We start from the raw sequence: 24,353 nt of genomic DNA on the forward strand, positions 1-24,353 counted from the left end.
TGCACCATTGGCTGCATACCGGAACAGTCATGTCAACGACCTTCCTTGGCCCACGAATGGTGCAATGCCCCTGCGGGATATTGCACCCTGCGCCAGCAGGTGCGTGTGGCAAGGATGCCGTATGCGCGCTACACCGGAGGCCGCTTGATGAGGCTGTGCCGGCAGTCAGTAGGTCTCGACGTGGAAGCGCCCTTCCTTCACCATCTTTGCATGCAGCGCGGCCCAGTCCATGCCGGCGGCGGCGCAGGCTTCGCGCAGCGCTTCCATCACGCCCGCCTCCATGCCCTTCAGGCCGCAGATGTAGACGTAGGTATCGCCGCCGAGCAGTTCGGTCACGGCCGTGCCGGCCTCGCGTATCTTGTCCTGCACATAGGCGCGCGGCTGGTCGGGCTGGCGCGAGAAGGCCAGGTGCATGTCGATGAAGGCCGGCGGCAGCTTGAGCAGCGGACCGAAGTAAGGCAGCTCCTCGGGCGTCCGGGCGCCGAAGAACAGCATCAGCTTGCCATCCAGCGGCTGGCCCTTGGCGAACATGCGGCGCCGGTGCTCGGTCATGGCGCGCATCGGCGCCGAGCCGGTGCCGGTGCAGATCATCAGGATGTTGGAGCCGGCATGGTTGGGCATCAGGTAGTTGGCGCCGAACGGGCCCGTCACCTGCACCTGGGCGCCCTTCTGCAGGTCGCACAGGTAGTTGGAGCCGACGCCCCTGACCGGCTTGCCCTCATGGTCGGACACCACCCGCTTCACCGTCAGCGACAGGTTGTTGTAGCCTTCGCGCTCGCCGCCGCGCGGGCTGGCCACCGAGTACATGCGGATGTAATGCGGCTTGCCGTTCTCGTCCACGCCGGGCGGGATGATGCCGATCGACTGGCCTTCCAGTATCGGAAAGAACTGGTTGCCGAAGTCCAGCACGATGTGATGGATGTCGCTTTCGGTATCGGCGCCGGTGAGCCGGTAATTGCCGGCAACGGTGGCCGTCACCGGGTTCTTGTTCAGGTACAGGTTGATGTACGGATGGGCGGCCGACCATGGCGCGATCGCCGAGGTGGGCGACACCGCGGCATTGATCTGCATGCCTTCGGCCAGCGCCTGCTCAACCGCGGTCTCGGCCGGAGTTTCCACCGCGCTGTCTTCCGGCACGTCCTGCTGCGGCGGCAGCTCGTCCCAGCTGAACTGTTCCTCCAGGCTGTAGGCGGCGCTCCTGGGCAGGGTGCGCCAGTGGTCGATCGAGCCGGTGGGGCATGGCGAGATGCAGGCATTGCAGCCATTGCAGATCGCGGGGTCGACCACGTAGTTGCGGCCGTCATGCGTGATCGCGTCGATCGGGCAGGTCTCCTCGCAGGTGTTGCAGCGTATGCAGACCTCGGGATCGATCAGGTGCTGGCGGATCAGGACAATCTGTTCGGGAGCGTTCATGGGGCTGATTCCATCGAAGGCGCGCCCTTGAGCGCGCCTGTGCATTGCTTAGTTGAAGCGGACGTACTCGAAGTCCACCGGCTGGCGGTTGATGCCCACCGGCGGCGGCGCGATCCAGTTCGCCATCTTGCCCGGCTCGACCACGCGCCCCATCAGCGACGCGACATAGGCGCGGTCTTCCTCGCTGGGCAGCCAGTTGCGCACATTCGCCGCCCATTCGGCTTCGGAAATCACGCGGCCGTCCGGCGACACCTTCTGGCCGGCGAAGGTGCCGATATGGCGATTGAAGGCCTTGTGCGGCGTGACCAGGCGAAAGGCCAGGCCGGCCTTTTCCAGCACCCGGTTCCAGCGCGCCACGCCGGCCACCGAGTCGCGGATGTAGTCGTCGCGCAGCACTTCGTTCAGGGCATTCAACATCGGCACTTCGCGCTCTATCAGCTCGCCGTTGGCGATGTCGAGGATCTTGTACTGGTTGTTCTTCAGCAGATGGTCGTCGTCGCGCTTGGTCTCTTCATAGCGGCCCTTCAGGCCCGTGCTGTAGAAGGTGGCCGCATTGGACGACTGGTCCGCGCCGAACAGGTCGATGGTCACGCTGAAATGGAAGTTCAGGTAGCGCTGTATGGTCGGCAGGTCGATCACGCCATGCTTCCTGACCTCTTCCGGATCCTCGATGCCATGCTGCTTCATGATCGCGGCGGTACGCGCCAGCACGCGGGAAATGCCCGACTCGCCCACGAACATGTGATGCGCTTCCTCGGTCAGCATGAAGCGGCAGGTGCGCGACAGCGGATCGAAGCCGGACTCCGACAGCGCATTCAACTGGAACTTGCCGTCGCGGTCGGTGAAGTAGGTGAACATGTAGAAGGCCAGCCAGTCCGGCGTTTCCTCGTTGAAGGCTTCGAGGATGCGCGGATTGTCCTGGTCGCCGGAATTGCGCTGCAGCAGCGCTTCGGCTTCCTCACGGCCATCGCGGCCGAAGTACTTGTGCAGCAGGTAGACCATGGCCCACAGGTGGCGGCCCTCTTCCACGTTGATCTGGAACAGGTTGCGCAGGTCATAGTTGGACGGCGCGGTCAGGCCCAGGTGGCGCTGCTGCTCGACCGATGCCGGCTCGGTGTCGCCTTGCGTGACGATCATGCGGCGCAGGTTGGCGCGGTGCTCGCCCGGCACTTCCTGCCAGGCCGACTCGCCCTTGTGCTCGCCGAAATTCACCTTGCGGTTCTCGTCCTGCTGCGCCAGGAAGATGCCCCAGCGGTAGTCCGGCATCTTCACATGGTCGAAGTTGGCCCAGCCTTCCGGGGTCACATTGATGGCGGTGCGCAGATAGACGTCGAAATTGTTCGAGCCGTCCGGTCCCATGTCGCGCCACCATTGCAGGTAGTTGGGCTGCCAGTGCTCCAGCGCGCGCTGCAGGGTGCGGTCTTCCGAGAGATTGACGTTGTTCGGGATCTTTTCGCTATAGTCGATTGTGCTCACAATATTTCCCTTTAAAGAGAGGCTGTTGCCGATGTGCTGACTGTGTATCTGATTAAACGCGGTTCATGTCGAACTGGGCCTTGTTGCCGCTGCCATAGACCTTCAGCGCGCCAAGCTCGCCCACCGCGTTCGGACGGATGAAGATCCAGTTCTGCCATGCGGTGAGGCGGCCGAAGATGCGGGTCTCCATGGTTTCCGGGCCGTTGAAGCGCAGGTTCGCTTCCAGGCCGGTCAACGCATCCGGCGACATGCTGGCCCGCTCCTCGATCACCATCCGGGTTTCATCGGCCCAGTCGATGTCGTCCGGGTTGGAGGTGATCAGGCCGAGCGCCATCGCCTGGTCGGCATCGAGCTTCTGGCCCTGGGTCTCGCGGACCTTCGCAACGGTCGCCTCGTCGTCATAGAAGCGGCGCTGCAGGCGCGACTGGCGCGTGACCATGGGCAAGGCGCCGAAATTCATTTCGGAAACCGCAATCTTCGGCGCCTTCTCGGGGCTGTCCGGCAGCGCGAGCATGTAGATGCGGTCGGCCGACAGCGCCACTTCCAGCAGCGAGCCGGCGAAGCAGGAACCCTCCTCGATCAGCGCAAACAGCGAGCGCGAGGACACGTCCAGCCGGGCGAAGGTGCGGCGCATCAGGCCCAGGGTCTGGCGCACCAGCCAGTGCGACTGGTTGGCCAGCATCACGGCATCGGCATCCAGCACGGCCTGCACGTCGCCCTCGGTCTTGAGCAGCCAGGTGCCGATGTCGAGTTCATTGGTGCGCATGTGCAGGATCGCATTGTCGAGTTCGCGCGCCATCTGCAGCGGCCACCACTGCACGCCGGCTTCCTCGATCGCGGCAACCGTCGCCGGCTGCGGTCCTTTCGGGCCGCGCACCGTCAGCACTGCATTGCGGGCGGCGCGGTCGATGGCCACGGTCACATAGTCATAGTCGATGCCGTTCTCGCCGACCTTGCGGTTCAGGGGCGTGAGCTTGACGCTGCGGCCATCGGCAGGACGGTCGCTCTGCGCCGCCAATTCCTGTGCGCGCTTTTGCACCGCTTCCTTGAACTGGGCCGGCTTGGCGATCGCATCCACCAGTTTCCAGTCCACCGCGCGCTGGCCGCGCACGCCCTCGGACGTGGTGCAAAAGATGTCGGCATGGTCATGGCGAACTTTCCTCTTGTCGGTCAGGCGGGTCAAACCGCCGGTGCCCGGCAGCACGCCCAGCAGCGGCACTTCCGGCAGGCTGACCGACGAGGAACGGTCGTCCACGAGGATGATTTCATCGCAGGCCGCGGCCAGTTCATAGCCGCCGCCGGCGCAGGCGCCATTGACCGCGGCGATGAACTTCAGGCCTTCATGGCGGCTGGAGTCTTCCAGGCCGTTGCGGGTTTCATTGGTGAACTTGCAGAAGTTGACCTTCCAGGCATGGCTCGACTTGCCCAGCATGAAGATGTTGGCGCCGGAACAGAAGATGCGGTCCCTGGCGCTGGTGATCACCACCGTCCTGACTTCAGGATGCTCGAAGCGGATGCGCTGCACCGCGTCGTTCAATTCGATATCCACGCCCAGGTCGTAGGAATTGAGCTTCAGCTTGTAGCCTTCGCGCAGGCCGCCGTCCTCGTTCACGTTCATCGTCAACGTCGCCACCGGGCCGTCGCAGTTCAGGGTCCAGTGCTTGTACTGCTCGGGGGAAGTTTGATAATCGACTTGCGGCGAAGTGCTCATGACGTCATCCTTGAAAGCAATATGGTGCATTAACGAAGTAGTGAACGCACTATATTGCATCATCGTGGAGGCGTCAAGAATTTAAATGCAGTTTAATTCGACATCCACAAGCAGGAATTGGCTAGAGCGATTTTGGCCAGACTAGCCTCATGCCGCAGATTTAGGCGCGGCGCAACCTGCATCCTGCACATACCCCTGATGCTGTAGGGTGGAATACCCCGAAGGGGCATTCCACCATGCGTGGACCAGAGAAGGTTCTTGAGATGGTCTTTGCGGTATGCGACCGCGGTGCAATGCCCTTCGGGTATTGCACCCTACTAACCCTCGGCCGACTCTTCCAAAGGCAATCCTGCTTGGCCGGTGGATGCCAGTCAGGCTGGAAATACGCTAAGGCCTGCCATCGCCATGCGGGGACGAAAGGCTCAGCGCATGTGCCTTCTGTTTGTTTAGGCCGCGAAACTTTTTTGGAATTGGATCACCAGCTCATCCAGAAACCCGAGATTGCCCGTGCGAACGGTGTGTTTGTGCCGTTCGGGCTTTCGCGCCTTCTGGCGACTCCATGCAGTGCAAAATTGACGCGCCTGCTCGACAAGACGCTGCCGCGTGTCCAGGGTAGCGAGCCTGAAATCATCGCTCTGGAGCCCTGCGGCGAACGCCATAAACTTGCCGAACATCTCATCGTCCTTGCTCCAACGCGCCGGCAAGCCCAGGCATGACCGTATATAAACAATCTGGCTCCCGGCAAGACGCCATTGGCCTGGCAAGTAGCCCTTGCCCGGATGGCGGTCCAGAACCGTCCGGAATGCTTCAGCGGCTTGCTGCCATGAAATACGGAATGCGGCGGACGCTTTCTTGCGCGGGTCGACCTTGTCGTCGAGCGTCCTTACCGTGATGCGGTCTTTTTCGAACAAAGAGTTGAGAAACGTTTTCTTTGAAGTGTCCTTCCACTCCGGAAAGGCCTGCTCGAAAAGCTGCCTGCCGAGCTTCTGGTCCTGCCTGCTGAAAAACCAGTTCTCGATCGATTCGAGGACGGATTCCTTGCCGGTGCGGATGAACAGCACAGTGCCTGTCATCTCCGAACCGTCTGCGCCCTTGTGCTTGACCTCCCTGGCCCGCACGCTCCGGTCAAGGTCAAAGCCGGCGGTTCTTCTCCCCATTTCCATCAGCCTGATCAACTGACCACGCCGCTCGGAAGCGTGGCTGCTTGCCATGAGGGAGACATGATTGTGCATGCGAAGTCCTGACGCAATGGAATCCAGGCAGGGTCCTGGTTGATCCGGTCGGTACGCAGTTGCATGCCACGGGTTCCAGCGCCATGCGCCCCAAAATCAAACCGCCCCCTTCGCCCCTGCCAGCGCCTTTCCCCGCAACTGCTCCGTCAATCCGACAAACGCCGCCTCCTGCGTGATGTCGCTGGTGTCAAAGGTCAGGTCCGCCTTCGAATAGAACTGCGCGCGGCTGTCGAGGATGCTCTTCAGGTCGTCCATCGCTTCCCGGTTGCCCGACATCGGACGCTTGTCGCCCTGCGCCAGCACCCGTTCCATATGCTCTTCCGGCGTGGCCTTGAGCCAGACCGTATAGCAGTGCGACAGCAGCAGGTTAAAGGAAGCCGGGTCGGACACGATGCCGCCGGGGGTGGCGATGACGGCGGTGGGAAAGCGCCGGATCGCGTCTTCCAGCGCGCGGTATTCATAGCGGCGGTAGGCATTGGCGCCGTACAGCGCATGGATCTCGGCGATGCTGCAGCCGGCCAGCGCCTCGATCTGCCGGTTCAGTTCGACGAAGGGCACCATCCAGGTGTCGGCCAGCATCTGGCCCAGCGTGGACTTGCCGGCGCCGCGCAGGCCCACCAGCGCCACCCGCTGGCGCCGCGCGCTTTCGCTGGTGGGCGTCTCGAACAGGTCGGTCATCGCGGCCCGCGCCTGCGCCAGCTCGGCCTCGGAGCGGCCGCGCAGGATCTCGCGGATCATCAGCCATTCCGGCGAGGAAGCGGTTTCGTCGCCGATCATCTCGGCCAGCGTGCAGTTGAGCACCAGGGTAAGTTGCCGCAGGAACTGGATAGAGGCATTGCCTACGCCCGACTCGACATTGGCCAGATGGCGTTCGGACACGTCGGCCAGCCTGGCCAGCGCCTTGCGCGTCATGCCGCGCCGGGCGCGCAGCGTCTTGAGGCGCTCGCCCAGGGTAATCAGGAAAGGGTCTTTGATTGGGTCGGATAAGTCCGTCATGCTGTTTTTACCCTTGATTGCCGCTCGCCTGGGCCAGCCGCATTTTTGCGATGAATTATATTATGACTGACGGTATTGACCGTTGCAAGATAGTGCATGTACACTCGATTTCAGATGCAATATAAGTTACGTTCTTGACGAAAATAAAGGCACTCACTATAAGCGAAGTGCCGTACGAGGAGAACCCTTGTGGATGTTCAACAGTTCCAGCAACGCATCAGCCGCCTGACATCCGAGATTTCCGGCGCTTCGCTCGATGCATCGCTCGAAGCCCGCCTGAATGCCGACCACGGTCCTGGCAGCGACACCTATGAAGAGCTGTTCGCCGCCTGCCGGATCGGCGTAGCCGAAAGCTGGCTGTGCAACCGGGAAGGCGGCGGCATCCGCTACGGCCGGGTGCTCAAGGCCACCGACGCCACCCATGGCTACTCGGTCGACGTGGTCGACATGCAAGACCTGGCCGGCCCGCATCACAGCCACCCGAATGGCGAGATCGACCTGATCATGCCGCTGACGCCCGGCGCCCGCTTCGACGGCTGCCCTGCCGGCTGGCGCGTGTATGAAGCCGGCAGCGCCCACCACCCGACCGTGACCGGAGGCCGGGCGCTGGTTCTGTACCTGCTGCCGCAGGGTTCGATCCAGTTCACCGCCGCGGCCTCAACATGATTATTCCGCCGTGCCACCGCATCCCCGGCGCAGCGCCACCGGGCTGACCGGCGGCGCCGCGTCAAGACTTCAGCAGCTGGAGGAGACACCATGCAGCACCCATACGAGCAGCCGCCCGAGCGGTTCAACTTCGCGCAACACATCCTGGAGATCAATCGCAGCCGCGCCGGCAAGCCCGCCTATATCGATGATCGTGAAACCTTGAGCTACGGCGACCTGGACCAACGGGTGCGCCGCTGCGCGGCCGGCCTGCTGGCGCTCGGCCTGCGGCCGGAAGAGCGGGTGCTGGTCATCATGCACGACACCACCGACATGCCGGTGGCGCTGCTGGGCGCAATGCTTGCCGGCATCGTGCCGGTGCCGGTCAACACCCTGCTGCCGGCGGCCGACTATGCCTACATGCTGGGCCACTGCGGCGCGCGCGTGGTGCTGGTGTCGGCCGGCCTGCTGCCGGTGGTGCAGGACGCCATTGCCCAGTCAGGCAGAAAGCCGCAGCTGGTGGTCTCGGGCGATGCGCAGCAATTGCCGGAGGGAGCGATCGGCTTCAACACGCTGCTCGACGCGCGTCCGCTGCCCGAAGGCGGCCATGCCGACACCCATGCCGACGACTTCGCCTTCTGGCTCTACTCCTCCGGCTCGACCGGCCGGCCCAAGGGCACGGTGCATTCCCATGCCAACCTGTACTGGACCGCCGAGCTGTATGGCAAGCCGGTGCTGGGCGTGCGGGAGGACGACGTGGTGTTCTCGGCGGCCAAGCTGTTCTTCGCCTATGGCCTGGGCAATGGCCTGACTTTCCCGCTGTCGGTCGGCGCCACCACGGTGCTGATGGCCGAACGGCCGACGCCGCAGGCGGTGTTCAGGCGCCTGATCGAGCACAAGCCCACGGTGTTTGCCGGCGTGCCCACGCTGTATGTCGGCATGCTGGCCTCCCCTGAACTGCCGGCGCGCGGGCAGGTGGCGCTGCGCATCTGCGCCTCGGCCGGCGAAATGCTGCCGCGCGAGGTCGGCGAGCGCTTCCGCGACCATTTCGGCGCCGACATCCTGGACGGCCTGGGTTCCACCGAGATGCTGCATATCTTCCTGTCCAACCGCAGCGGCGACGTGCGCTATGGCGTGACCGGCAAGCCGGTCGAGGGCTACGACATCGAGCTGCGCGACGAACAGGGCAAGCCGGTCGGCGTCGGCGAGGTCGGCGACCTGTACATCCGCGGCCCGAGCGCGGCGCTGATGTACTGGACCAACCGCGACAAGACGCGCGCCACCTTCCAGGGCGAATGGGTCAGGAGCGGCGACAAGTATGTAAGGGACGCCCAGGGCTACTACAGCTACGCCGGCCGCAGCGACGACATGCTCAAGGTCAGCGGGCAGTATGTATCGCCGATCGAGGTCGAGTCGGCGCTGATTGCCCACCCGGCGGTGCTGGAATGCGCAGTGGTCGGCAAGCCCGACGAACAGGGCCTGACCAAGACCATGGCCTATGTGGTGCCGCGCGCCGGCCAGGCCGCCGATGATGCGCTGCGCGCCGAGCTGAAAGCCTTCGTCAAGGGCCGGCTGGCGCCGCACAAGTACCCGCGTGACATCATCTTCGTCGAAGACCTGCCCAAGACCGCCACCGGCAAGATACAGCGCTTCAAGCTGCGCGCGCTGGAGGCATGAGGATGGCCGAGCAGAATCCCGCCCCCGCCTCCTCCTTCGTTGAACTGGACTGGCGCGGCCGGCCGCTGTCCCTGGAATACCAGTGGGTCGGCAGCGCCGATGCCGGCCGGCCGGTGGTGGTGTTCCTGCATGAGGGCCTGGGCTCGGTGGCCATGTGGAAGGACTTCCCGCAACGCTTCTGCGACGAGCACGGCCTGCGCGGCCTGGTCTATTCCCGCTACGGCTATGGCGAGTCGACGCCGCGCCCGCAGGGTGAACACTGGGCGCCGGACTTCATGCATCGCCAGGCGCATGAAGTCCTGCCGGCGCTGCTCGGCGCGCTGGGCGTCGAGCAGCCCTGGCTGTTCGGCCATAGCGACGGCGGCTCGATTGCGCTTTTGCATGCGGCACGCTTTGCAGAACACCTGCGCGGTGTTATCGTCGTCGCTCCGCATATCTTCGTCGAGGACATCAGCGTCGCCAGCATCGAGGCGGCCCGCGAAGCGTACCTGTCGCAGGGCCTCCGGGATAGGCTGGCGCGCTATCACGCAGATGTCGATTCAGCCTTCCGGGGCTGGAATGACATCTGGCTGGACCCGGCCTTCCGCGACTGGAACATTGAAGCCGAACTGGCGCGCATTAGCTGCCCGGTGCTGGCCGTTCAGGGCGAGGACGACGAATACGGCACGCTGGAACAGGTCCATGGCATTGCCCGCAAGGCGCCGCAGACCAAGGTCCTGGTGCTGCCGCAGTGCGGACATTCGCCCCACCGCGACCAGCCGGCGGCGTTGAGCAGGGAAGCTGGCAGATTCATCAACAGCCTGGCCTGAAGAAGCCTGGCGAACAGCAGTCATACAACAAACAAGAACGTCCAATCAGGAGACACCATGCAGATCAGATTCACGCCCGCACGCCTGGCCATCGCCGCCGCCGTATTCGCCCTGGGCAGCCAGGCCCATGCGCAGAACGCGCCGATCAAGGTCGGCCTGATGCTGCCGGCCACCGGCACCTTCGCCAATCTCGGCACGATGATAGAAAACGGCTTCAAGCTGTATGTCGCCGAACAGGGCGGCAAGCTGGGCGGCCAGGAAGTGCAGTATTTCAAGGTCGACGATGAATCCGATCCCGCCAAGGCGGCCGACAATGTCAACAAGCTGATCAAGCGCGACCAGGTCGACGTGCTGGTGGGCACCGTGCATTCGGGCGTGGCGCAGACCATGGCCAAGGCGGCGAAGGAATCGAACACCCTGCTGATCGTCCCCAACGCCGGCGCCGACGTCGTCACCGGCCCGATGTGCGCAAAGAATATCTTCCGCAGTTCCTTCTCCAACTGGCAGCCGGCCTATGCGATGGGCAAGGTCGCGGCCGAGCGCGGACACAAGAAGGTGGTCACCATCACCTGGAACTATGCGGCCGGCAATGAGTCGGTCAAGGGCTTCACCGAAGGCTTCGAGGCCGCCGGCGGCAAGGTCATGCAGGCGCTGACCCTGCCCTTCCCCAACGTCGAATTCCAGGCGCTCCTGACGCAGATCGCGGCGCAGAAGCCGGACGCGGTCTATGCCTTCTTCGCCGGCGGCGGCGCGGTCAAGTTCGTCAAGGACTATGCGGCCGCCGGCCTGATGAAGGGCGCGCCGCTGTACGGCCCCGGCTTCCTGACCGACGGCACGCTGGAAGCGCAGGGCGAGTCGGCGCAGGGCATGTACACCACGCTGCACTATGCAGACAACCTCAACACCCCGCGCGACAATGCCTTCCGCCTGGCCTTTGCCAAGGCGTACAAGGTCAATGCCGACGTGTATGCGGTGCAGGGCTATGACGCGGCGCAGATGCTGGCGGCGGGCCTGAAGGCGGCCGGCGGCGACATCAAGAACCGGGACAAGCTGGTGGCGGGCATGGAAAAGGCCGAGATCGACAGCCCGCGCGGCAAGTTCAAGCTGTCGTCCGCGCACAATCCCGTGCAGGACATCTACCTGCGCCAGGTGAAGGGCAACCTGAACGAGGTCAAGGGCGTGGCGGTGAAGGCGCTTGCCGATCCGGCCAAGGGATGCAAGATGTAATGGGCGGGCTGGCCCGCTTCTGAGTCGGGGGCAGTTGCAGAGCCTTTGAAGTGGCCGTTGCCTTTGATGTACGCGCAGCGACAGTTGCAGTTGCTTTTGACTTCGCCGTTGCTGTGGCCGTTGCCTTTGACGTACGCGCAGCGACAGTTGCAGTTGCTTTTGACTTCGCCGTTGCCGTTGCCGTTGCCGTTGCCGTTGCAGTTGGGTCCCGTTGAGCGCGCCGTGACGTCGGTGCATGGAGCGGGAAAAGGTGCGGCGTCTGTTTGAGCGCCGCGCAGCGGAGCGAGTTTAGCCGCGCCCCGCTCCATGCATCGACGTCACGGGGACCCTCGCGCAGCGAGGGCGCGATCACCGGGTCGCCTTTTCTTGCCTACTTCTTTTGGCGAAGCAAAAGAAGTAGGTCGCCTGCCGGGGCGAACACCCGGCCTGGTCATGACGACAGTGCAGTCGGCTTGTTTTACCCGGCGTAAAGACGTCACTGCGAAGCAGCAGTTGCTTTTGAAGTTGTCGTTGGCTTTTCAACCGAAAACACGTCAACGTCAACACCGACAGTGCTGCCCGTGCCTTGCCGGGTGACGCAAGGCGGCTGCACTGCCGTGGAGACAAGCCGGGAATCCGTCCCGGCGGCCGGGTCACTTTTTTTGCTTCGCCAAAAAAAGTAACAAAAAAAGGCGACCCGGTGATCGCGCCCCGCTAGCGCGGGGTCCCCGTGCCAGCGGTACCCGGAGCGGGGCGCGGCTAAACTCGCCAAGCTGCGCTTGGCTCAGACAGACGCCGCACCTTTTCCCGCTCCGGGCACCGCTGACACGGCGCGCTCAACGGGAATGAAAGGCAACTGCAACGCCAACGGCAACGGCAACGGCAACTGCAACTGCAACTGCAACTGCAACTGCAACTGCAACTGCAACTGCAACTGCAACTGCAACTGCAACTGCAACTGCAACTGCCATTTTGGTAGGGTGGAATACCCCGGAGGGGCATTCCACCATCGGTCGGTTATGGAAGATGTCCGACATTACCTTTGTAGGCTTGCGAACCAAGGTGGAATGCCCCTACGGGGTATTCCACCCTACGAAACGACGAAACGTGCAATTTTTGAGGCCGCGGTAATTTGACTCACAGCTAATCATCATCATGGATCTCCCCACCTTCCTCATCCAATGCCTCAACGCCATCCAGTATGGCCTGCTGCTGTTCCTCGTCGCCAGCGGCCTGACCCTGATCTTCGGCATCATGGGCGTGATCAACCTGGCCCATGGCAGCTTCTACATGATCGGCGCCTACATGGCCTTCGCCCTCGCCCCCCTCTTCGGCGACCAGTTCATCCTGCAACTGCTGGCCGGCATCGTGCTCGCGGTGATACTGGGCTTCGTGCTGGAATGGGTATTCTTCAGCTACCTCTACCAGCGCGACCACCTGCAGCAGGTGCTGATGACCTATGCGCTGATCCTGGTGTTCGAGGAAGTGCGCAGCATGTTGTTCGGCAATGACGTGCATGGCGTCACCGCGCCGCCCTGGCTTTCCGGCGGCATTTCGCTGGGCGGCATGATGACCTATCCGGTCTATAACCTGTTCGCCTCGGCGGCCTGCATCGTCGTCGCCATCGGCCTGTACTTCGTGGTCAACCGCACCCGCCTGGGCATGATGATCCGCGCCGGCGCCAGCAACCGCGACATGGTGCGCGGCCTGGGCATCAATATCCGCCTGCTGTACCGCATCGTGTTCGCCGCCGGCGTGGCGCTGGCCGCGCTGGCCGGCATGATCGCCGCGCCGGCCGCTTCCGTCTATCCCGGCATGGGCGGGCAGATCCTGATCATCTGCTTCGTGGTGGTGGTCATCGGCGGCATCGGCTCGATTTCCGGCGCACTCATTGCCGCGCTGCTGGTGGGCTTCGTCGATACCTTCGGCAAGGTGTTTTTCGCGCAATACAGCGGCATCAGCGTCTACCTGCTGATGGCGCTGATCCTGATCTGGCGGCCGGAAGGCCTGAAGAGCAAAGGTTACTGATCATGAACAGCACGCCTCTTTCCCTTCCTGTAAGCCGCACTTCGCGCCGCGGCCTGCAAGCCTCGCTGCTGCCGCTGGCAGTGGTGCTGCTGCTGGCGGCCCTGCCCGCCTTCATGTCCTCGTACAGCGCCGACCTGGTGCTGCGCATCATGGTCTATGCGATCTTTGCGCTGAGCCTGGAACTGCTGGTGGGCACCACCGGCCTGGTCAGCCTGGGCCATGCCGGCTTCTTCGGCATTGCCGCCTATGTGACGGTGCTGGCTTCCGGCGACAATGCCGCGTCGGCATTCTGGCTGCTGCCGGCATCCATGCTGGCGGCCGGCCTGTATGCGCTTGTCACCGGCGCGCTCAGCCTGCGCACCCGCGGCGTGTATTTCATCATGGTCACGCTGGCTTTCGCGCAAATGGCCTACTTCGTCTTCCACGACACGCCAGTCGGCGGCGGCAGCGACGGCATCTTCCTGACCTCGCGTCCGGTGCTGGCCATCGGCGGCGCCACCCTGCTCGACCTGGAAAAATCCGGCCACATTTACTACCTGGCGCTGGCCTGCCTGGTCGGCACCTATGCGCTGCTGGCCGCGGTGCTGCGCTCGCGCTTCGGCCATGCGCTTGCCGGCATACGCATCAACGAGCAGCGCATGCGCGCCGCCGGCTTCAACACCTATTTCTACAAGCTGGCCGCGTTCGTGCTGGCGGCGATGCTGGCCGGCGTCGCCGGCTTCCTGATGGCGGCCAAGAATGGCGCGGTCAACCCCGAACTGCTGTCGTGGCACGAGTCGGGCGGCGTACTGATGATGATCATCCTCGGCGGCCTGGGCAGCCTGCGCGGCGCGGTGCTGGGCGCGGTGGCCTTCGTGCTGCTAAAGGAATTCTATGCATCGTCGGCCATCTTCGGCGCCTTCGCCGAGCGCTGGCAGCTGACGCTGGGCCTGACCATGATCCTGTTCGTGGCCCTGCTGCCGCAGGGCCTGATCGGCCTGGCGCGCCGTTTCACACGTTCACCGGAGCCGCATCATGCGCACTGAACAAACCATTCCCCTGCTGCAGGCCGGATCACTGACGCGCCGCTTCGGCGGCCTGACCGCCGTGCGCAATGTGTCGATCGACCTGCACATCGGCGAACTGCACGCCGTGATCGGCACCAACGGCGCCGGCAAGTCCACGCTGATCAACATGCTGTCCGGCGAGATTCCGGCCTCCGAAGGCCTGCTGAAGTTCGACGGCGTGGACGCCACCGCCTGGCCGCAACCCAGGCGCTCGCGCGCCGGCATCGGCCGCAGCTATCAGCGCACCACCATCTTTCCGCAGTTCTCGGTGCTGGAAAACTGCCGCCTGACCGCGCAGGCCGCGCTGCAGCGGCCCTGGCACCTGTGGCAGTCGGCACGCGACTGCGCGCACAGCGTGGGCATAGCGCGCGAGGTGCTGGAAGTGGCGGGCCTGGCCTCCTTCGCCGAGCGCCCTGCCGGCAGCATGAGCCATGGCCAGAAGCGCCAGCTGGAAATCGCGATGTGCCTGGCAACCCGCCCGCGGGTGCTGCTGCTCGACGAGCCGCTGGCCGGCATGGGCGCCGAGGAGTCCGAGCGCATGCTGTCGCTGCTGGAACGCTTGAAGCGCGACCATGCGGTGCTGCTGGTCGAGCATGACATGGACGCGGTGTTCCGCGTGGCCGACAAGATCACCGTGATGGTCAACGGCGAAGTCATCGCCAGCGACATCCCCGACAACATCCGCACCAATCCCGACGTCCAGACCGCCTACCTGGGCGAGGCCCACTGATATCGCCATGCTAGATCTCACCGGAATCAACACCTACTACGGCGACAGCCATATCCTGCAGGGCGTGGACCTGCACATCCCTGCCGGAAAGGCCGTGGGCCTTTTGGGCCGCAACGGCATGGGCAAGACCACGCTGATCCGCTCGCTGATGGGCTATGTGCCCATGGCTAGCGGCAAGGTGGTCTGGAACGGCCGCGACGTCACCTGCTGGCCGCCGGAGAAAATGGCGCGGCTCGGCATAGGGTATGTGCCGGAAGGCCGCGGCATCTTCCCCAACCTCTCGGTGAAGGAAAACCTGATCATGAGCGCGCGCCCCGGCGTGGACGGCCGCAATGCATGGACCTATGATCGGGTGCTGGCGCTGTTCCCGCGCCTGACCGAGCGCCTGGAAAACGGCGGCGCCCAGCTCTCCGGCGGCGAGCAGCAGATGCTCTCCATCGGCCGGGCGCTGATGACCAACCCGACCCTGATGATCCTCGACGAAGCCACCGAGGGCCTGGCGCCCCTAATCGTGCAGGAGATCTGGCGCGTGATCGGGCAGATACGCGAGACCGGCATCAGCACGCTGATCGTGGACCGCAATTACCGGATGGTTCTGGCCAATACGGACCTGGCGGTGGTGATGGAAAAAGGACGCATCGTGCTGGCCGGGGAGTCGGCCGGGCTGGCGCGGGATCATGAGGCGCTGACGCGGTATCTGGGGGTGTAGCAGGAAACGCCAGGCGGGAGGGTCGAAAGCAATCGTCACCACTGCTTCATTACCGACTCTTACCGAAATCAGGAATTCCTCGTCGCCATAAGCCTTTGCGCCGATTCAGGCCCGCTTTGCCCCAAGCAAAACCGGGCCTGTCCCACCCTCTTTGATGCTATAGTTCGGCGAGCAAAAATCCCGGAGTTCCAGCTGGCATGCACCGTCGGCCATCCGGCCCAGGCGCCCGGGCCACGCTGCCCGCGCCCTCCCAGCCCACCCAGGATCAACGCGACCAACAACCGACGGGACCACCCCGCAAACCGCTTTTCCCAATCCGGAGACCCAACATGAAAAAAACCTTCGCCGCCGCCCTGCTGCCCGCCCTGGTCGCCCTGGCCTATGCCGGCACCGCCGCTGCCCAGATCAAGGTCGGCGTCAGCGTCTCGGCCACCGGCCCGGCCGCTTCGCTCGGCATCCCGGAAAAGAACACCATCTCGCTGCTGCCCAAGACCATCGCCGGCAAGACCGTCGAATACATCGTGCTCGACGACGCCACCGACCCGACCACCGCGGTGAAGAATGCCCGCAAGCTGGTCAGCGAGGACAAGGTCGACCTGTTGATCGGCTCCACCGTCACGCCCAACTCGCTGGCCATGACCGACGTCGCCGCCGAGTCCGAGACGCCGATGATCTCGATGGCCGCGTCGGCCTCCATCATCGAGCCGCAGGACGCCAAGCGGCGCTGGGTGTTCAAGACGCCGCAGAACGATTCCCACATGACCACCGCCATCCTGTCGCACATGGCCGACAACGGCGTCAAGACCGTGGGCTTCATCGGCTTTTCCGATGCCTACGGCGAAGGCTGGTACCGTGAAATCTCCAAGCTGGCCGACACCCGCAAGATCAAGCTGGTGGCCAACGAGCGCTTCGCCCGCCCGGACACCTCCGTCACCGGCCAGATCCTGAAGATCCTCTCGGCCAACCCGGATGCGGTGCTGATCGCCGGCTCCGGCACGCCGGCCGCGCTGCCGCAGAAAACCCTGAAGGAGCGCGGCTACAAGGGCAAGATCTACCAGACCCACGGCGTGGCCAACAATGACTTCCTGCGCGTCTGCGGCAAGGACTGCGAAGGCACCTGGCTGCCTTCCGGCCCGATCCTGGTGGCCGAGCAGCTGCCTGACTCGAACCCCGTGAAAAAATCCGCCCTGGCCTACAAGTCCGCGTATGAAAAGGCGTATGGCGCAGGCACCGTGTCCACCTTCGGCGGCCATGCCTGGGATGCCGGCGCGCTGCTGGCCAATGCCGTGCCGGCCGCGCTCAAGGCCGGCCAGCCGGGCACGCCGGCCTTCCGCAAGGGCCTGCGCGACGCCATCGAGAATACGAAGGAAGTCGCCGGCGCCCATGGCATCTTCAACATGAGCCCGACCGACCACCTCGGCTTCGACCAGCGCTCGCGCGTGATGGTGCAGATCGTCGATGGCAAGTGGAAGCTGGGCGGCGACGCCAAGTAATTCCGTTTCGCATCGTGATCACCGGGGCGCGATTATAATCGCGCCTTTTTAACGTCCTCCATCCGGGGAATCAAACATGGATTTATCAATCGCCGCCATCCTGGCCCAGGACGGCATTACCAGCGGCGCGATCTATGCGCTGCTGGCGCTGGCGCTGGTGCTGGTGTTCTCGGTCACGCGCGTGATCTTCATTCCGCAGGGCGAGTTCGTCGCCTTTGGCGCGCTGACCGTGGCCGCATTGCAGTCCAGCCGCTTTCCGCATTCGGCCACGCTGCTGGTGGCGCTGGGCGTGGCCTGCTTCCTGTACGAGGTCGTGGGCACGCTGCGCAACGCCGAACGCCGGCATGGCGCGGCGCGCAGCATCCCGGTGGCGGCGTTGAAATTCCTGGTGTTCCCGATTGCCCTGTTCTTCGTCGCCCGCACGGTGGCGGCGGCGCAGGCGCCGATGCTGGCGCAGGTGGCGCTGGCGCTGGCCATCGTGATCCCGATGGGGCCGATGGTGTATCGCCTGGCCTTCCAGCCGCTGGCCGAGGCCAGCACCCTGGTGCTCCTGATCGTGTCGGTCGGCACCCACTTCGCATTGATTGGCCTGGGACTGGTGATGTTCGGCGCCGAAGGCTCGCGCACCACGCCGTTTTCGGATGCCCGCCTTGAAGTCGGCGCGCTGGCCATTTCCGGGCAGAGCCTGGTGATCGTGGCAGTGTCCATCCTGCTCATCGTCGGCCTGTATCTGTACTTCGAGCGCACCCTGTCGGGCAAGGCGCTGCGCGCCACCGCGGTGAACCGCCTCGGCGCGCGCCTGGTCGGCATCGGCACCACCCAGGCCGGCCGCCTGGCCTTCACGCTGGCCGCGGCCATGGGCGCGCTGTGCGGCGTGCTGATCGCGCCGCTGACCACGGTCTACTACGACAGCGGCTTCCTGATCGGCCTGAAGGGCTTTGTCGGCGCCATCATCGGCGGCCTGGCGAGCTACCCGATCGCCGCCGCCGGCGCGGTGATGGTGGGCCTGCTGGAATCGTATTCCTCGTTCTGGGCCAGCGCGCTGAAGGAAGTGATCGTCTTCACCCTGATCATCCCGGTGCTGCTGTGGCGCTCGCTGACCTCCAGGCATGTCGAGGAGGAGGAAGAATGATGAACAAGTCCTTTCTGCTGTTTGCCGTGATCATGGCGGCCCTGCCGCTGCTGCCCACGCCGGAATTCTGGATCACGCTGGCCAATTACATTGGCCTGTATTCCATCGTCGCATTGGGCCTGGTGCTGCTGACCGGCGTCGCCGGCCTGACCTCCTTCGGCCAGGCTGCCTTCGTCGGCCTGGGCGCCTATGCCACCGCCTACCTGTCCACCCAGTTCGGCCTGTCGCCGTGGGTGGGCCTTGCGGCCGGCCTGCTGGTAACGGCCGGCGCGGCCTTCTTCATCGGCGCGATCACGATGCGGCTGTCCGGCCACTTCCTGCCGCTGGGCACCATCGCCTGGGGCCTGTCGCTGTATTTCCTGTTCGGCAATCTGGACTTCCTCGGCAAGTACGACGGCCTCAACGGCGTGCCGCCGATCACGCTGTTCGGCATCACGCTGGGCAGCGGCCGCGCGATGTTCTACCTGATCTGGTTCGTGGTTCTGGCCACCGTGATCGCGCTGCACAATCTGCTCAATTCGCGGCCGGGCCGCGCCATTCGCGCGTTGAAGGGCGGCGGCGTGATGGCCGAGGCGATGGGCGTCAACACCGCCTGGATGAAGATCGTGATCTTCGTCATCGCCGCGCTGCTGGCCTGCATCTCGGGCTGGCTATATGCCCACATGCAGCGGGCGGTGAATCCGACGCCGTTCGGCCTGAACCAGGGCATCGAATACCTGTTCATGGCGGTGGTGGGCGGCGCCGGCCACCTGTGGGGCGCGATCCTGGGCGCGACGGTGCTGACCGTGCTGAAGGACCAGCTGCAGTCGCTACTGCCCAAGCTGCTGGGCGCCAGCGGCAACTTTGAAGTCATCGTGTTCGGCGTCCTGATGGTGCTGCTGCTGCAGCGCGCGCGCGAAGGCCTGTGGCCCTTCATCCGCCGCCGCTTCCCGCAGAAGCCGCAGGCCGTGGCGCCGGCGTCGGCGCCGGCCCTGCCGATGCGCGCGAAGCAAACCGGCGGCGAGATCGTGCTGGAAGTGGACAAGGCGCGCAAGGAGTTCGGCGGCCTGGTCGCGGTCAACGACATGCAGTTCAATGTGCGGGCCGGCGAGATCATGGGCCTGATCGGGCCCAACGGCGCCGGCAAGTCCACCATGTTCAACCTGGTGACCGGCGTGCTGCCGGTCACGCGCGGCGAGATCCGCTTCCGCAGCGGCGGCCAGCTGCAGCGCATCGACGGCCTGGCCTCGCGCGAGATCGTGCGGCGCGGCATTGCCCGCACCTTCCAGCATGTGCGCCTGATGCCGACCATGAGCGTGCTGGAAAACGTCGCCATCGGCGGCCATCTGCGCGGCACGCATGGCGACGTGGCCGGCATCGCCACCAGCATCCTGCGCGCCAACCGGGCCGAGGAGGACGCGCTGCTGTTCGAGGCGAAGACCCAGCTGGAACGGGTCGGCCTGGGCCACCTGATGCACGAGGAAGCCGGCAGCCTGGCGCTGGGCCAGCAGCGCATCCTGGAAATCGCCCGCGCGCTGTGCTGCGACCCTACCCTCTTGCTGCTGGACGAGCCGGCGGCCGGCCTGCGCTACAAGGAAAAGCAGGCCCTGGCCGAGCTGCTGAAAAAGCTCAAGGCGGAGGGCATGAGCATCCTGCTGGTGGAGCATGACATGGACTTCGTGATGAACCTGACCGACCGCCTGGTGGTGATGGAATTCGGCACCAAGATCGCGGAAGGCCTGCCGGCCGAGGTGCAGCAGAGCCCGGCGGTGCTGGAAGCCTACCTGGGCGGCATAGACTGAAGCGGCGGGAAAGACAATGAGCACACCTATTCTTGAAGTAAGCGACCTGCATGTGGGATACGGCAAGGTCGAGGCGCTGCATGGCGCCAGCCTGACGGTCGGCGCGGGCCAGATCGTCACCGTGATCGGCCCCAACGGCGCCGGCAAGTCCACCATGCTGAACGCGATCGCCGGCGCGCTGCCCGCCGCCGGCGCGGCCCGCGGCCGGGTCATGCTGGACGGCCACGACATGACCGGCGTGGCAATCGAGTCGCGGGTGGCGCGCGGCATGTGCCTGGTGCCCGAGAAGCGCGAGCTGTTTGCCAGCATGACGGTGGAAGACAACCTGCAGCTGGGCAGCTACCGCCGCTACAAGGCGCGCGAAAGCCATTACAACGACCAGCTCGACGAGGTCTACCGCCTCTTTCCGCGCCTGAAGGAACGGCGCAAGCAGGAAGCCGGCACCCTGTCCGGCGGCGAGCGCCAGATGCTGGCGGTGGGCCGCGCGCTGATGGCCAAGCCGCGCCTGCTGATGCTGGACGAGCCCAGCCTGGGCCTGGCGCCGCTGATCGTGAAGGAAATCTTCCACATCATCGTCGGCCTGAAGGAAACCGGCGTGGCGATCCTGCTGGTGGAGCAGAATGCGCGCGCGGCGCTGCAGGTGGCGGACCATGCCTATGTGCTGGAAACCGGCGACATCGCGCTGCAAGGCCCGGCGCAGCAACTGGCCAATGATCCCAAGGTGATCGACACCTATCTGGGCCTGACGCGCAAGGCGCAGGACTAGGAGCCTGCGCGGCAGAAGAATCGGCGGCTGCGACCTGCGGAAAAGCGCTCCAGTTCGGCATCGCTACCTGCATCCACGGGGCAAAGCAGTGCTTTGCCCCGTGGGTATCAGCACTATCAAACCGTCATCGTTTTTAGCGAGACGACTAGGTTGTTTTCGAACGTTTCGCTGCGCCGCCTTCTGCCGCGGAGGCTCGCAGGAGCGGTCATAAGCAAGGCCAAGCGGAAAACTCCTACGGATACATAGGGTCTTGGGTCTTGGCCGTTGTCCGGCAGGCGTCGGCGCAGACAGATCAAAGCGGAATTCACACGTTGGCGGGATAAAAAATTTCCTATTGTTTCTAACGGCGCTAGTGCATCGCCTGTGAAACGAAAAGGAAGAATATGGACAGTTACTTCAGACTCAACCGGCTCGTCAATAAAACAAACAATCAACAGAAGAAGGACGCAGAAAAAGGCCTTGAAATCGATCATGGCCGTGCCAGCGAAGACAGTGCCATACCTGCTTCAGGCACTTCGCATACGCTTGATGTGCGTTACTTGGAAGGGCAGCCACGTCCGCCACTCGATGATGGAATGTCGGACCTAAGAGACCGTATGTTCCTAGCGTTTTGCAGAGGTGAGATACCGGATGACCCCGAACTGCAATCAAAATTAGCCGAAATCTGTATCAACAGAGGTTTTGAAACGGCACTTGCCTGGCTAGTTGCAAAGACGGAAATGACCCAACTCAACTACTGCTCCAGCAGCTACACTGGCCAGCTTGACACAATTGCGAAGACGCTGGATTACTTGGGACTTCCCTTGCAAACGCTCCATATTGATCTGCCAGAGCTGCAATTTTCCGACCTTGAAAAATTCACTACAAGCCTAGAACGCAGTCACTCGCTCAAGCGGGTCGATTTTTGCGACACTCGCATGAGCAGGTTATGCAAGGACTGGCTCCATGCGATCACGGGAGCTGACAGAAACATCACTGTATTTGGCGGAATCATTGATGACGACAATCCCGCAAATGCGAAGTCGCAGGGTAGAAACGTGCCGGCTACGGCATTGAGCGGAACTGGACTGAAACACATATCCCGCCTGCAGTTAAGAATTCAGGGTGACATCGCGATGTCGGCAATGGAAGCGGCGCGACAGATTGATTTTCAAGAATTATCAGAAGTGCGCTTGCCAGGTATTGCGGGGTTTTCGGCAAAAGTAAAGACCGGGTTGAAGCGGTTTTTTCAGAAAGCCTATGAGGTACCCTATTTCATGCTGCATACCACCTTCTCCAGTAATGTCCCTGCCATATTGTCGGCCGGACGCCTGTTGTCACGCGCCCGGCTGGAGGCGCAAGCCAGCCCTTCGAGATTCATTGGCCTGAAAGACCCATCTGATCTTGAAAACAATGCGCATTACATGGTGTTTGCATCAATGGGAACAAACGCTGCAACCTTGCGGCCGCCATCGGATTATGAAAGAGCCATAAAGTCGCGCATTCCCTGCACCTCCTTCATCATGAATGTTGACGCCTTTATTCAGAACGATCGGTCGTCATCGCCGCACATCATGATCAAGTCGTACGATTGGGGAGAGAGCGAACAGCAGGTCATCCGCATCCCGAATACCTCGATCACAATTACTCGATGCGGGATGGATGCCCAGAACGGACCTGTTGCCCCAGGCGCCATGATCCGATACCGATACGACAATGCCGCCACCCATTTTTCGAAAGAATACGGATTGCCTCTACGTGAAGACATCGTAACGGGCGCAAACTATCGGCAGCTCATCCCGCTGCTTATCGTGCAGCATTTGAATCAATTGAGTTCCGAAGAACAATGCGCATTCCTGCACGGCATAAGCCACGATGGGGCGCAGGACTTAGGTTGGCCTAGAACTGCGCAAGGCATTCTTGAAGCCTTCAGTACGCTCGAAATCGCGCTCGGGGGCAGCATGCCCTTGCGCCTGGAGTATGTAGACCGTATCGACTACAACGGGATATGCATCGACTTGAAAAACCTCCGCAATGCGGTCAAGGAAGGCCGCATTGATGAAATTATCGGTTTCATGCAGAAAACGTCTGACTTCTGTACCCACAGGATCCCGGACTGGATTATCGAAGGGATACATGATGACGCTATGAGAAATTGGCTAATGGCCTGCGCGCAAAGGCAACCAGGCCGGGAGACAGACAAGTTCCTGGCCGTGTTGGATTACCTTGCGCCTGGACATCAGAACATCATGAAGGCCCGTACGCGCGGGTTGAACGTTGTTCACGCCGCGCATGACCTCCTGCTCCAGTGTGGAGAATTAAATGCCGTTTGCGTTGCGCCGTCTCAAGTCAATCTGCTGGTAAAGGAGTTGAGCAGGCAGCAAACGTCGATTGAAAGCTATCTGGAGGAAAATCGCCAATTCGCCATCAGCAGCGTTAACGCTTTCCAGGAATTATTCGCCAGCATCGGGGATGTATCAGAAATGGGCTTGCAATCCACGTTGAAAACGAAAGTCATTGCAAACCCTGCATTCCAGAGCGTAATCGAAGACCCAAAAAACACGAAGATCCTGCTCTATCTGGCGGCAGCAACACCGGCATTGATTACAAAAATGTTCGGCAATATCGACCTGCAATTGTTCCACGCTAAAAACAGGTATACCGGGCTTAACATTATTGGCGGTGTCGACGGCATGCGGGCATATGGAGCGCAATCGAAAGTAAACCAGTCGGTCTTGAGTGATCTTCTGTTCAATGTTCCAGTAACAAGCCTTTTTGTCGCCAGCAACGGCAAGCCGGTATGGAAACTAAGGCAGCAAGATAACGGCACCATGCTGGAAGCGGCCAATGCTTATCGACTACTTTTTGGTGCATTACGCGACGTGTTGCGCCAGGAGAACTTGGCCCAGGTGGCCATGACAATCGGGGAGCGGCTATTGCTGGAGCGCTACGACGCGGGAAAATGGCATGACTACAAGGAGCGTTTCGGAAAACTGGCAAGCCTGTCGATGAATAGATCAATAGAAGACGGCAGTGGAGAAAGTAAATACCGATTGGACGCAGCAGATGTCATCGAGCGCCGATCTGTATTGGATTCTGAATATGCACACTTCAGGCTAGATGCGCGTCACCTGCAATCCATACTGGCCGATACCTACGGCAATGCCAAGCTGGATTTTGATGACCTGGTCAACACAATCGCAGCAACTCCGGAAGCCGATGAAAACCACCGGATCACCGCAGTTCACCTGTTCCACCGGATGAAACTTCTGGAGTTCGAGTTTTACAAGGAACAGGTAATCGGCGGGCTAGCCATGAATGCGCAGGAAAAACCTGGGGCGGCGTCACCCTTCGACGCCTATGCAGCAGAGTTGATAAACGCCATCGAGCAGAACTAAGAGCATCTAACAAAATGGAATTTTCGTTGTCATAGCAACTCGTCGATAATTATCGTGGCGAGGCAATATGGCACGCGAACTGGTTGATGATGAATTGTGGCAAACAGTCCGACCCCTACTGCCAGT

The 24,353-nt window shown here is 62.7% G+C and carries 19 protein-coding genes; 13 read left to right on the forward strand and 6 right to left on the reverse strand.

Annotated elements, in window-relative coordinates; genetic code table 11:
• Positions 1-165: 165 nt before the first annotated feature.
• The 5 genes from boxA to IGW04_RS07075 all read right to left on the reverse strand — a co-directional run bounded on the left by boxA (position 166) and on the right by IGW04_RS07075 (position 6,828).
• A complete protein-coding gene (gene boxA / locus IGW04_RS07055; RefSeq protein ID WP_194712343.1) occupies positions 166-1,413 on the reverse strand; it encodes a benzoyl-CoA 2,3-epoxidase subunit BoxA in 1,248 nt (415 codons plus the stop codon).
• A gap of 48 nt (positions 1,414-1,461) precedes the next feature.
• Complete coding sequence (gene boxB, locus IGW04_RS07060) at positions 1,462-2,889, reverse strand: benzoyl-CoA 2,3-epoxidase subunit BoxB (RefSeq protein WP_194712344.1); 1,428 nt, start codon at positions 2,887-2,889, stop codon at positions 1,462-1,464.
• A 52-nt stretch (positions 2,890-2,941) separates the two neighbouring features.
• On the reverse strand, positions 2,942-4,600 hold the full coding sequence (gene boxC, locus IGW04_RS07065; protein WP_194712345.1) for a 2,3-epoxybenzoyl-CoA dihydrolase: 1,659 nt from the start codon (positions 4,598-4,600) through the stop codon (positions 2,942-2,944).
• A gap of 446 nt (positions 4,601-5,046) precedes the next feature.
• The gene (locus IGW04_RS07070) at positions 5,047-5,832 is read right to left on the reverse strand and encodes a hypothetical protein (RefSeq protein ID WP_194712346.1); all 786 of its coding nucleotides are present in this window, start codon (positions 5,830-5,832) and stop codon (positions 5,047-5,049) included.
• A 96-nt stretch (positions 5,833-5,928) separates the two neighbouring features.
• A complete protein-coding gene (locus tag IGW04_RS07075; protein ID WP_194712347.1) occupies positions 5,929-6,828 on the reverse strand; it encodes a helix-turn-helix transcriptional regulator in 900 nt (299 codons plus the stop codon).
• 189 nt (positions 6,829-7,017) lie between these two features.
• Here IGW04_RS07075 and IGW04_RS07080 point away from each other — a divergent pair, with 189 nt between their 5' ends.
• The 4 genes from IGW04_RS07080 (at position 7,018) to IGW04_RS07095 (ending at position 11,186) form a co-directional block, all read left to right on the forward strand.
• Positions 7,018-7,494 carry a DUF4863 family protein gene (locus IGW04_RS07080; RefSeq protein ID WP_194712348.1) on the forward strand — a complete coding sequence of 159 codons (477 nt, stop codon included), beginning with the start codon at positions 7,018-7,020 and terminating at the stop codon, positions 7,492-7,494.
• A 90-nt stretch (positions 7,495-7,584) separates the two neighbouring features.
• A complete protein-coding gene (locus IGW04_RS07085; RefSeq protein WP_194712349.1) occupies positions 7,585-9,150 on the forward strand; it encodes a benzoate-CoA ligase family protein in 1,566 nt (521 codons plus the stop codon).
• A 2-nt stretch (positions 9,151-9,152) separates the two neighbouring features.
• The gene (locus tag IGW04_RS07090; RefSeq protein WP_194712350.1) at positions 9,153-9,959 is read left to right on the forward strand and encodes an alpha/beta fold hydrolase; all 807 of its coding nucleotides are present in this window, start codon (positions 9,153-9,155) and stop codon (positions 9,957-9,959) included.
• A 57-nt stretch (positions 9,960-10,016) separates the two neighbouring features.
• Positions 10,017-11,186: an ABC transporter substrate-binding protein gene (locus IGW04_RS07095; RefSeq protein ID WP_194712351.1), complete on the forward strand. Its 1,170-nt coding sequence runs from the start codon at positions 10,017-10,019 to the stop codon at positions 11,184-11,186.
• A 763-nt stretch (positions 11,187-11,949) separates the two neighbouring features.
• On the opposite strand, the gene IGW04_RS07100 is transcribed toward IGW04_RS07095, so the two are convergent.
• Complete coding sequence (locus IGW04_RS07100) at positions 11,950-12,129, reverse strand: hypothetical protein (protein ID WP_194712352.1); 180 nt, start codon at positions 12,127-12,129, stop codon at positions 11,950-11,952.
• 191 nt (positions 12,130-12,320) lie between these two features.
• Between IGW04_RS07100 and IGW04_RS07105 the strand changes: the two genes are divergently transcribed.
• The 9 genes from IGW04_RS07105 to IGW04_RS07145 all read left to right on the forward strand — a co-directional run bounded on the left by IGW04_RS07105 (position 12,321) and on the right by IGW04_RS07145 (position 24,227).
• Positions 12,321-13,193: a branched-chain amino acid ABC transporter permease gene (locus tag IGW04_RS07105; protein ID WP_194712353.1), complete on the forward strand. Its 873-nt coding sequence runs from the start codon at positions 12,321-12,323 to the stop codon at positions 13,191-13,193.
• A 2-nt stretch (positions 13,194-13,195) separates the two neighbouring features.
• A complete protein-coding gene (locus IGW04_RS07110; RefSeq protein ID WP_194712354.1) occupies positions 13,196-14,218 on the forward strand; it encodes a branched-chain amino acid ABC transporter permease in 1,023 nt (340 codons plus the stop codon).
• Positions 14,208-14,969 (forward strand): ABC transporter ATP-binding protein, encoded by a 762-nt coding sequence (locus IGW04_RS07115; protein WP_194712355.1) that lies wholly within the window; start codon positions 14,208-14,210, stop codon positions 14,967-14,969. Before IGW04_RS07110 ends, IGW04_RS07115 begins: the two co-directional genes overlap by 11 nt.
• Positions 14,970-14,976: 7 nt before the next feature.
• The gene (locus tag IGW04_RS07120) at positions 14,977-15,678 is read left to right on the forward strand and encodes an ABC transporter ATP-binding protein (RefSeq protein ID WP_194712356.1); all 702 of its coding nucleotides are present in this window, start codon (positions 14,977-14,979) and stop codon (positions 15,676-15,678) included.
• Between the two features lie 329 nt (positions 15,679-16,007).
• Positions 16,008-17,171 (forward strand): ABC transporter substrate-binding protein, encoded by a 1,164-nt coding sequence (locus tag IGW04_RS07125; RefSeq protein ID WP_194712357.1) that lies wholly within the window; start codon positions 16,008-16,010, stop codon positions 17,169-17,171.
• A gap of 76 nt (positions 17,172-17,247) precedes the next feature.
• Positions 17,248-18,303 carry a branched-chain amino acid ABC transporter permease gene (locus IGW04_RS07130; RefSeq protein WP_194712358.1) on the forward strand — a complete coding sequence of 352 codons (1,056 nt, stop codon included), beginning with the start codon at positions 17,248-17,250 and terminating at the stop codon, positions 18,301-18,303.
• A complete protein-coding gene (locus IGW04_RS07135; RefSeq protein ID WP_194712359.1) occupies positions 18,300-20,084 on the forward strand; it encodes a branched-chain amino acid ABC transporter ATP-binding protein/permease in 1,785 nt (594 codons plus the stop codon). Before IGW04_RS07130 ends, IGW04_RS07135 begins: the two co-directional genes overlap by 4 nt.
• 16 nt (positions 20,085-20,100) lie before the next feature.
• Entirely contained in the window at positions 20,101-20,850 is a 750-nt protein-coding gene (locus tag IGW04_RS07140) for an ABC transporter ATP-binding protein (protein WP_194712360.1), read from the forward strand.
• A 383-nt stretch (positions 20,851-21,233) separates the two neighbouring features.
• The gene (locus IGW04_RS07145; protein WP_194712361.1) at positions 21,234-24,227 is read left to right on the forward strand and encodes a hypothetical protein; all 2,994 of its coding nucleotides are present in this window, start codon (positions 21,234-21,236) and stop codon (positions 24,225-24,227) included.
• Positions 24,228-24,353: the final 126 nt, after the last annotated feature.

The sequence above is a fragment of the Noviherbaspirillum soli genome (genome assembly GCF_015352955.1).
In the GTDB taxonomy this organism is placed as follows: Bacteria; Pseudomonadota; Gammaproteobacteria; order Burkholderiales; family Burkholderiaceae_D; genus Noviherbaspirillum_A; species Noviherbaspirillum_A soli.

What these genes read in the sequence shown, in the direction of transcription:
- IGW04_RS07140 (WP_194712360.1), top strand. Translation starts at nt 20,101, where the DNA reads ATGAGCACACCTATTCTTGAAGTAAGCGACCTGCATGTGGGATACGGC.
- IGW04_RS07105 (WP_194712353.1), top strand. Translation starts at nt 12,321, where the DNA reads ATGGATCTCCCCACCTTCCTCATCCAATGCCTCAACGCCATCCAGTAT.
- IGW04_RS07095 (WP_194712351.1), top strand. Translation starts at nt 10,017, where the DNA reads ATGCAGATCAGATTCACGCCCGCACGCCTGGCCATCGCCGCCGCCGTA.
- IGW04_RS07110 (WP_194712354.1), top strand. Translation starts at nt 13,196, where the DNA reads ATGAACAGCACGCCTCTTTCCCTTCCTGTAAGCCGCACTTCGCGCCGC.
- IGW04_RS07145 (WP_194712361.1), top strand. Translation starts at nt 21,234, where the DNA reads ATGGACAGTTACTTCAGACTCAACCGGCTCGTCAATAAAACAAACAAT.
- IGW04_RS07090 (WP_194712350.1), top strand. Translation starts at nt 9,153, where the DNA reads ATGGCCGAGCAGAATCCCGCCCCCGCCTCCTCCTTCGTTGAACTGGAC.
- IGW04_RS07125 (WP_194712357.1), top strand. Translation starts at nt 16,008, where the DNA reads ATGAAAAAAACCTTCGCCGCCGCCCTGCTGCCCGCCCTGGTCGCCCTG.
- IGW04_RS07075 (WP_194712347.1), bottom strand. Translation starts at nt 6,828, where the DNA reads ATGACGGACTTATCCGACCCAATCAAAGACCCTTTCCTGATTACCCTG.
- IGW04_RS07130 (WP_194712358.1), top strand. Translation starts at nt 17,248, where the DNA reads ATGGATTTATCAATCGCCGCCATCCTGGCCCAGGACGGCATTACCAGC.
- boxA (WP_194712343.1), bottom strand. Translation starts at nt 1,413, where the DNA reads ATGAACGCTCCCGAACAGATTGTCCTGATCCGCCAGCACCTGATCGAT.
- IGW04_RS07120 (WP_194712356.1), top strand. Translation starts at nt 14,977, where the DNA reads ATGCTAGATCTCACCGGAATCAACACCTACTACGGCGACAGCCATATC.
- IGW04_RS07115 (WP_194712355.1), top strand. Translation starts at nt 14,208, where the DNA reads ATGCGCACTGAACAAACCATTCCCCTGCTGCAGGCCGGATCACTGACG.
- IGW04_RS07070 (WP_194712346.1), bottom strand. Translation starts at nt 5,832, where the DNA reads ATGCACAATCATGTCTCCCTCATGGCAAGCAGCCACGCTTCCGAGCGG.
- IGW04_RS07135 (WP_194712359.1), top strand. Translation starts at nt 18,300, where the DNA reads ATGATGAACAAGTCCTTTCTGCTGTTTGCCGTGATCATGGCGGCCCTG.
- IGW04_RS07085 (WP_194712349.1), top strand. Translation starts at nt 7,585, where the DNA reads ATGCAGCACCCATACGAGCAGCCGCCCGAGCGGTTCAACTTCGCGCAA.
- boxC (WP_194712345.1), bottom strand. Translation starts at nt 4,600, where the DNA reads ATGAGCACTTCGCCGCAAGTCGATTATCAAACTTCCCCCGAGCAGTAC.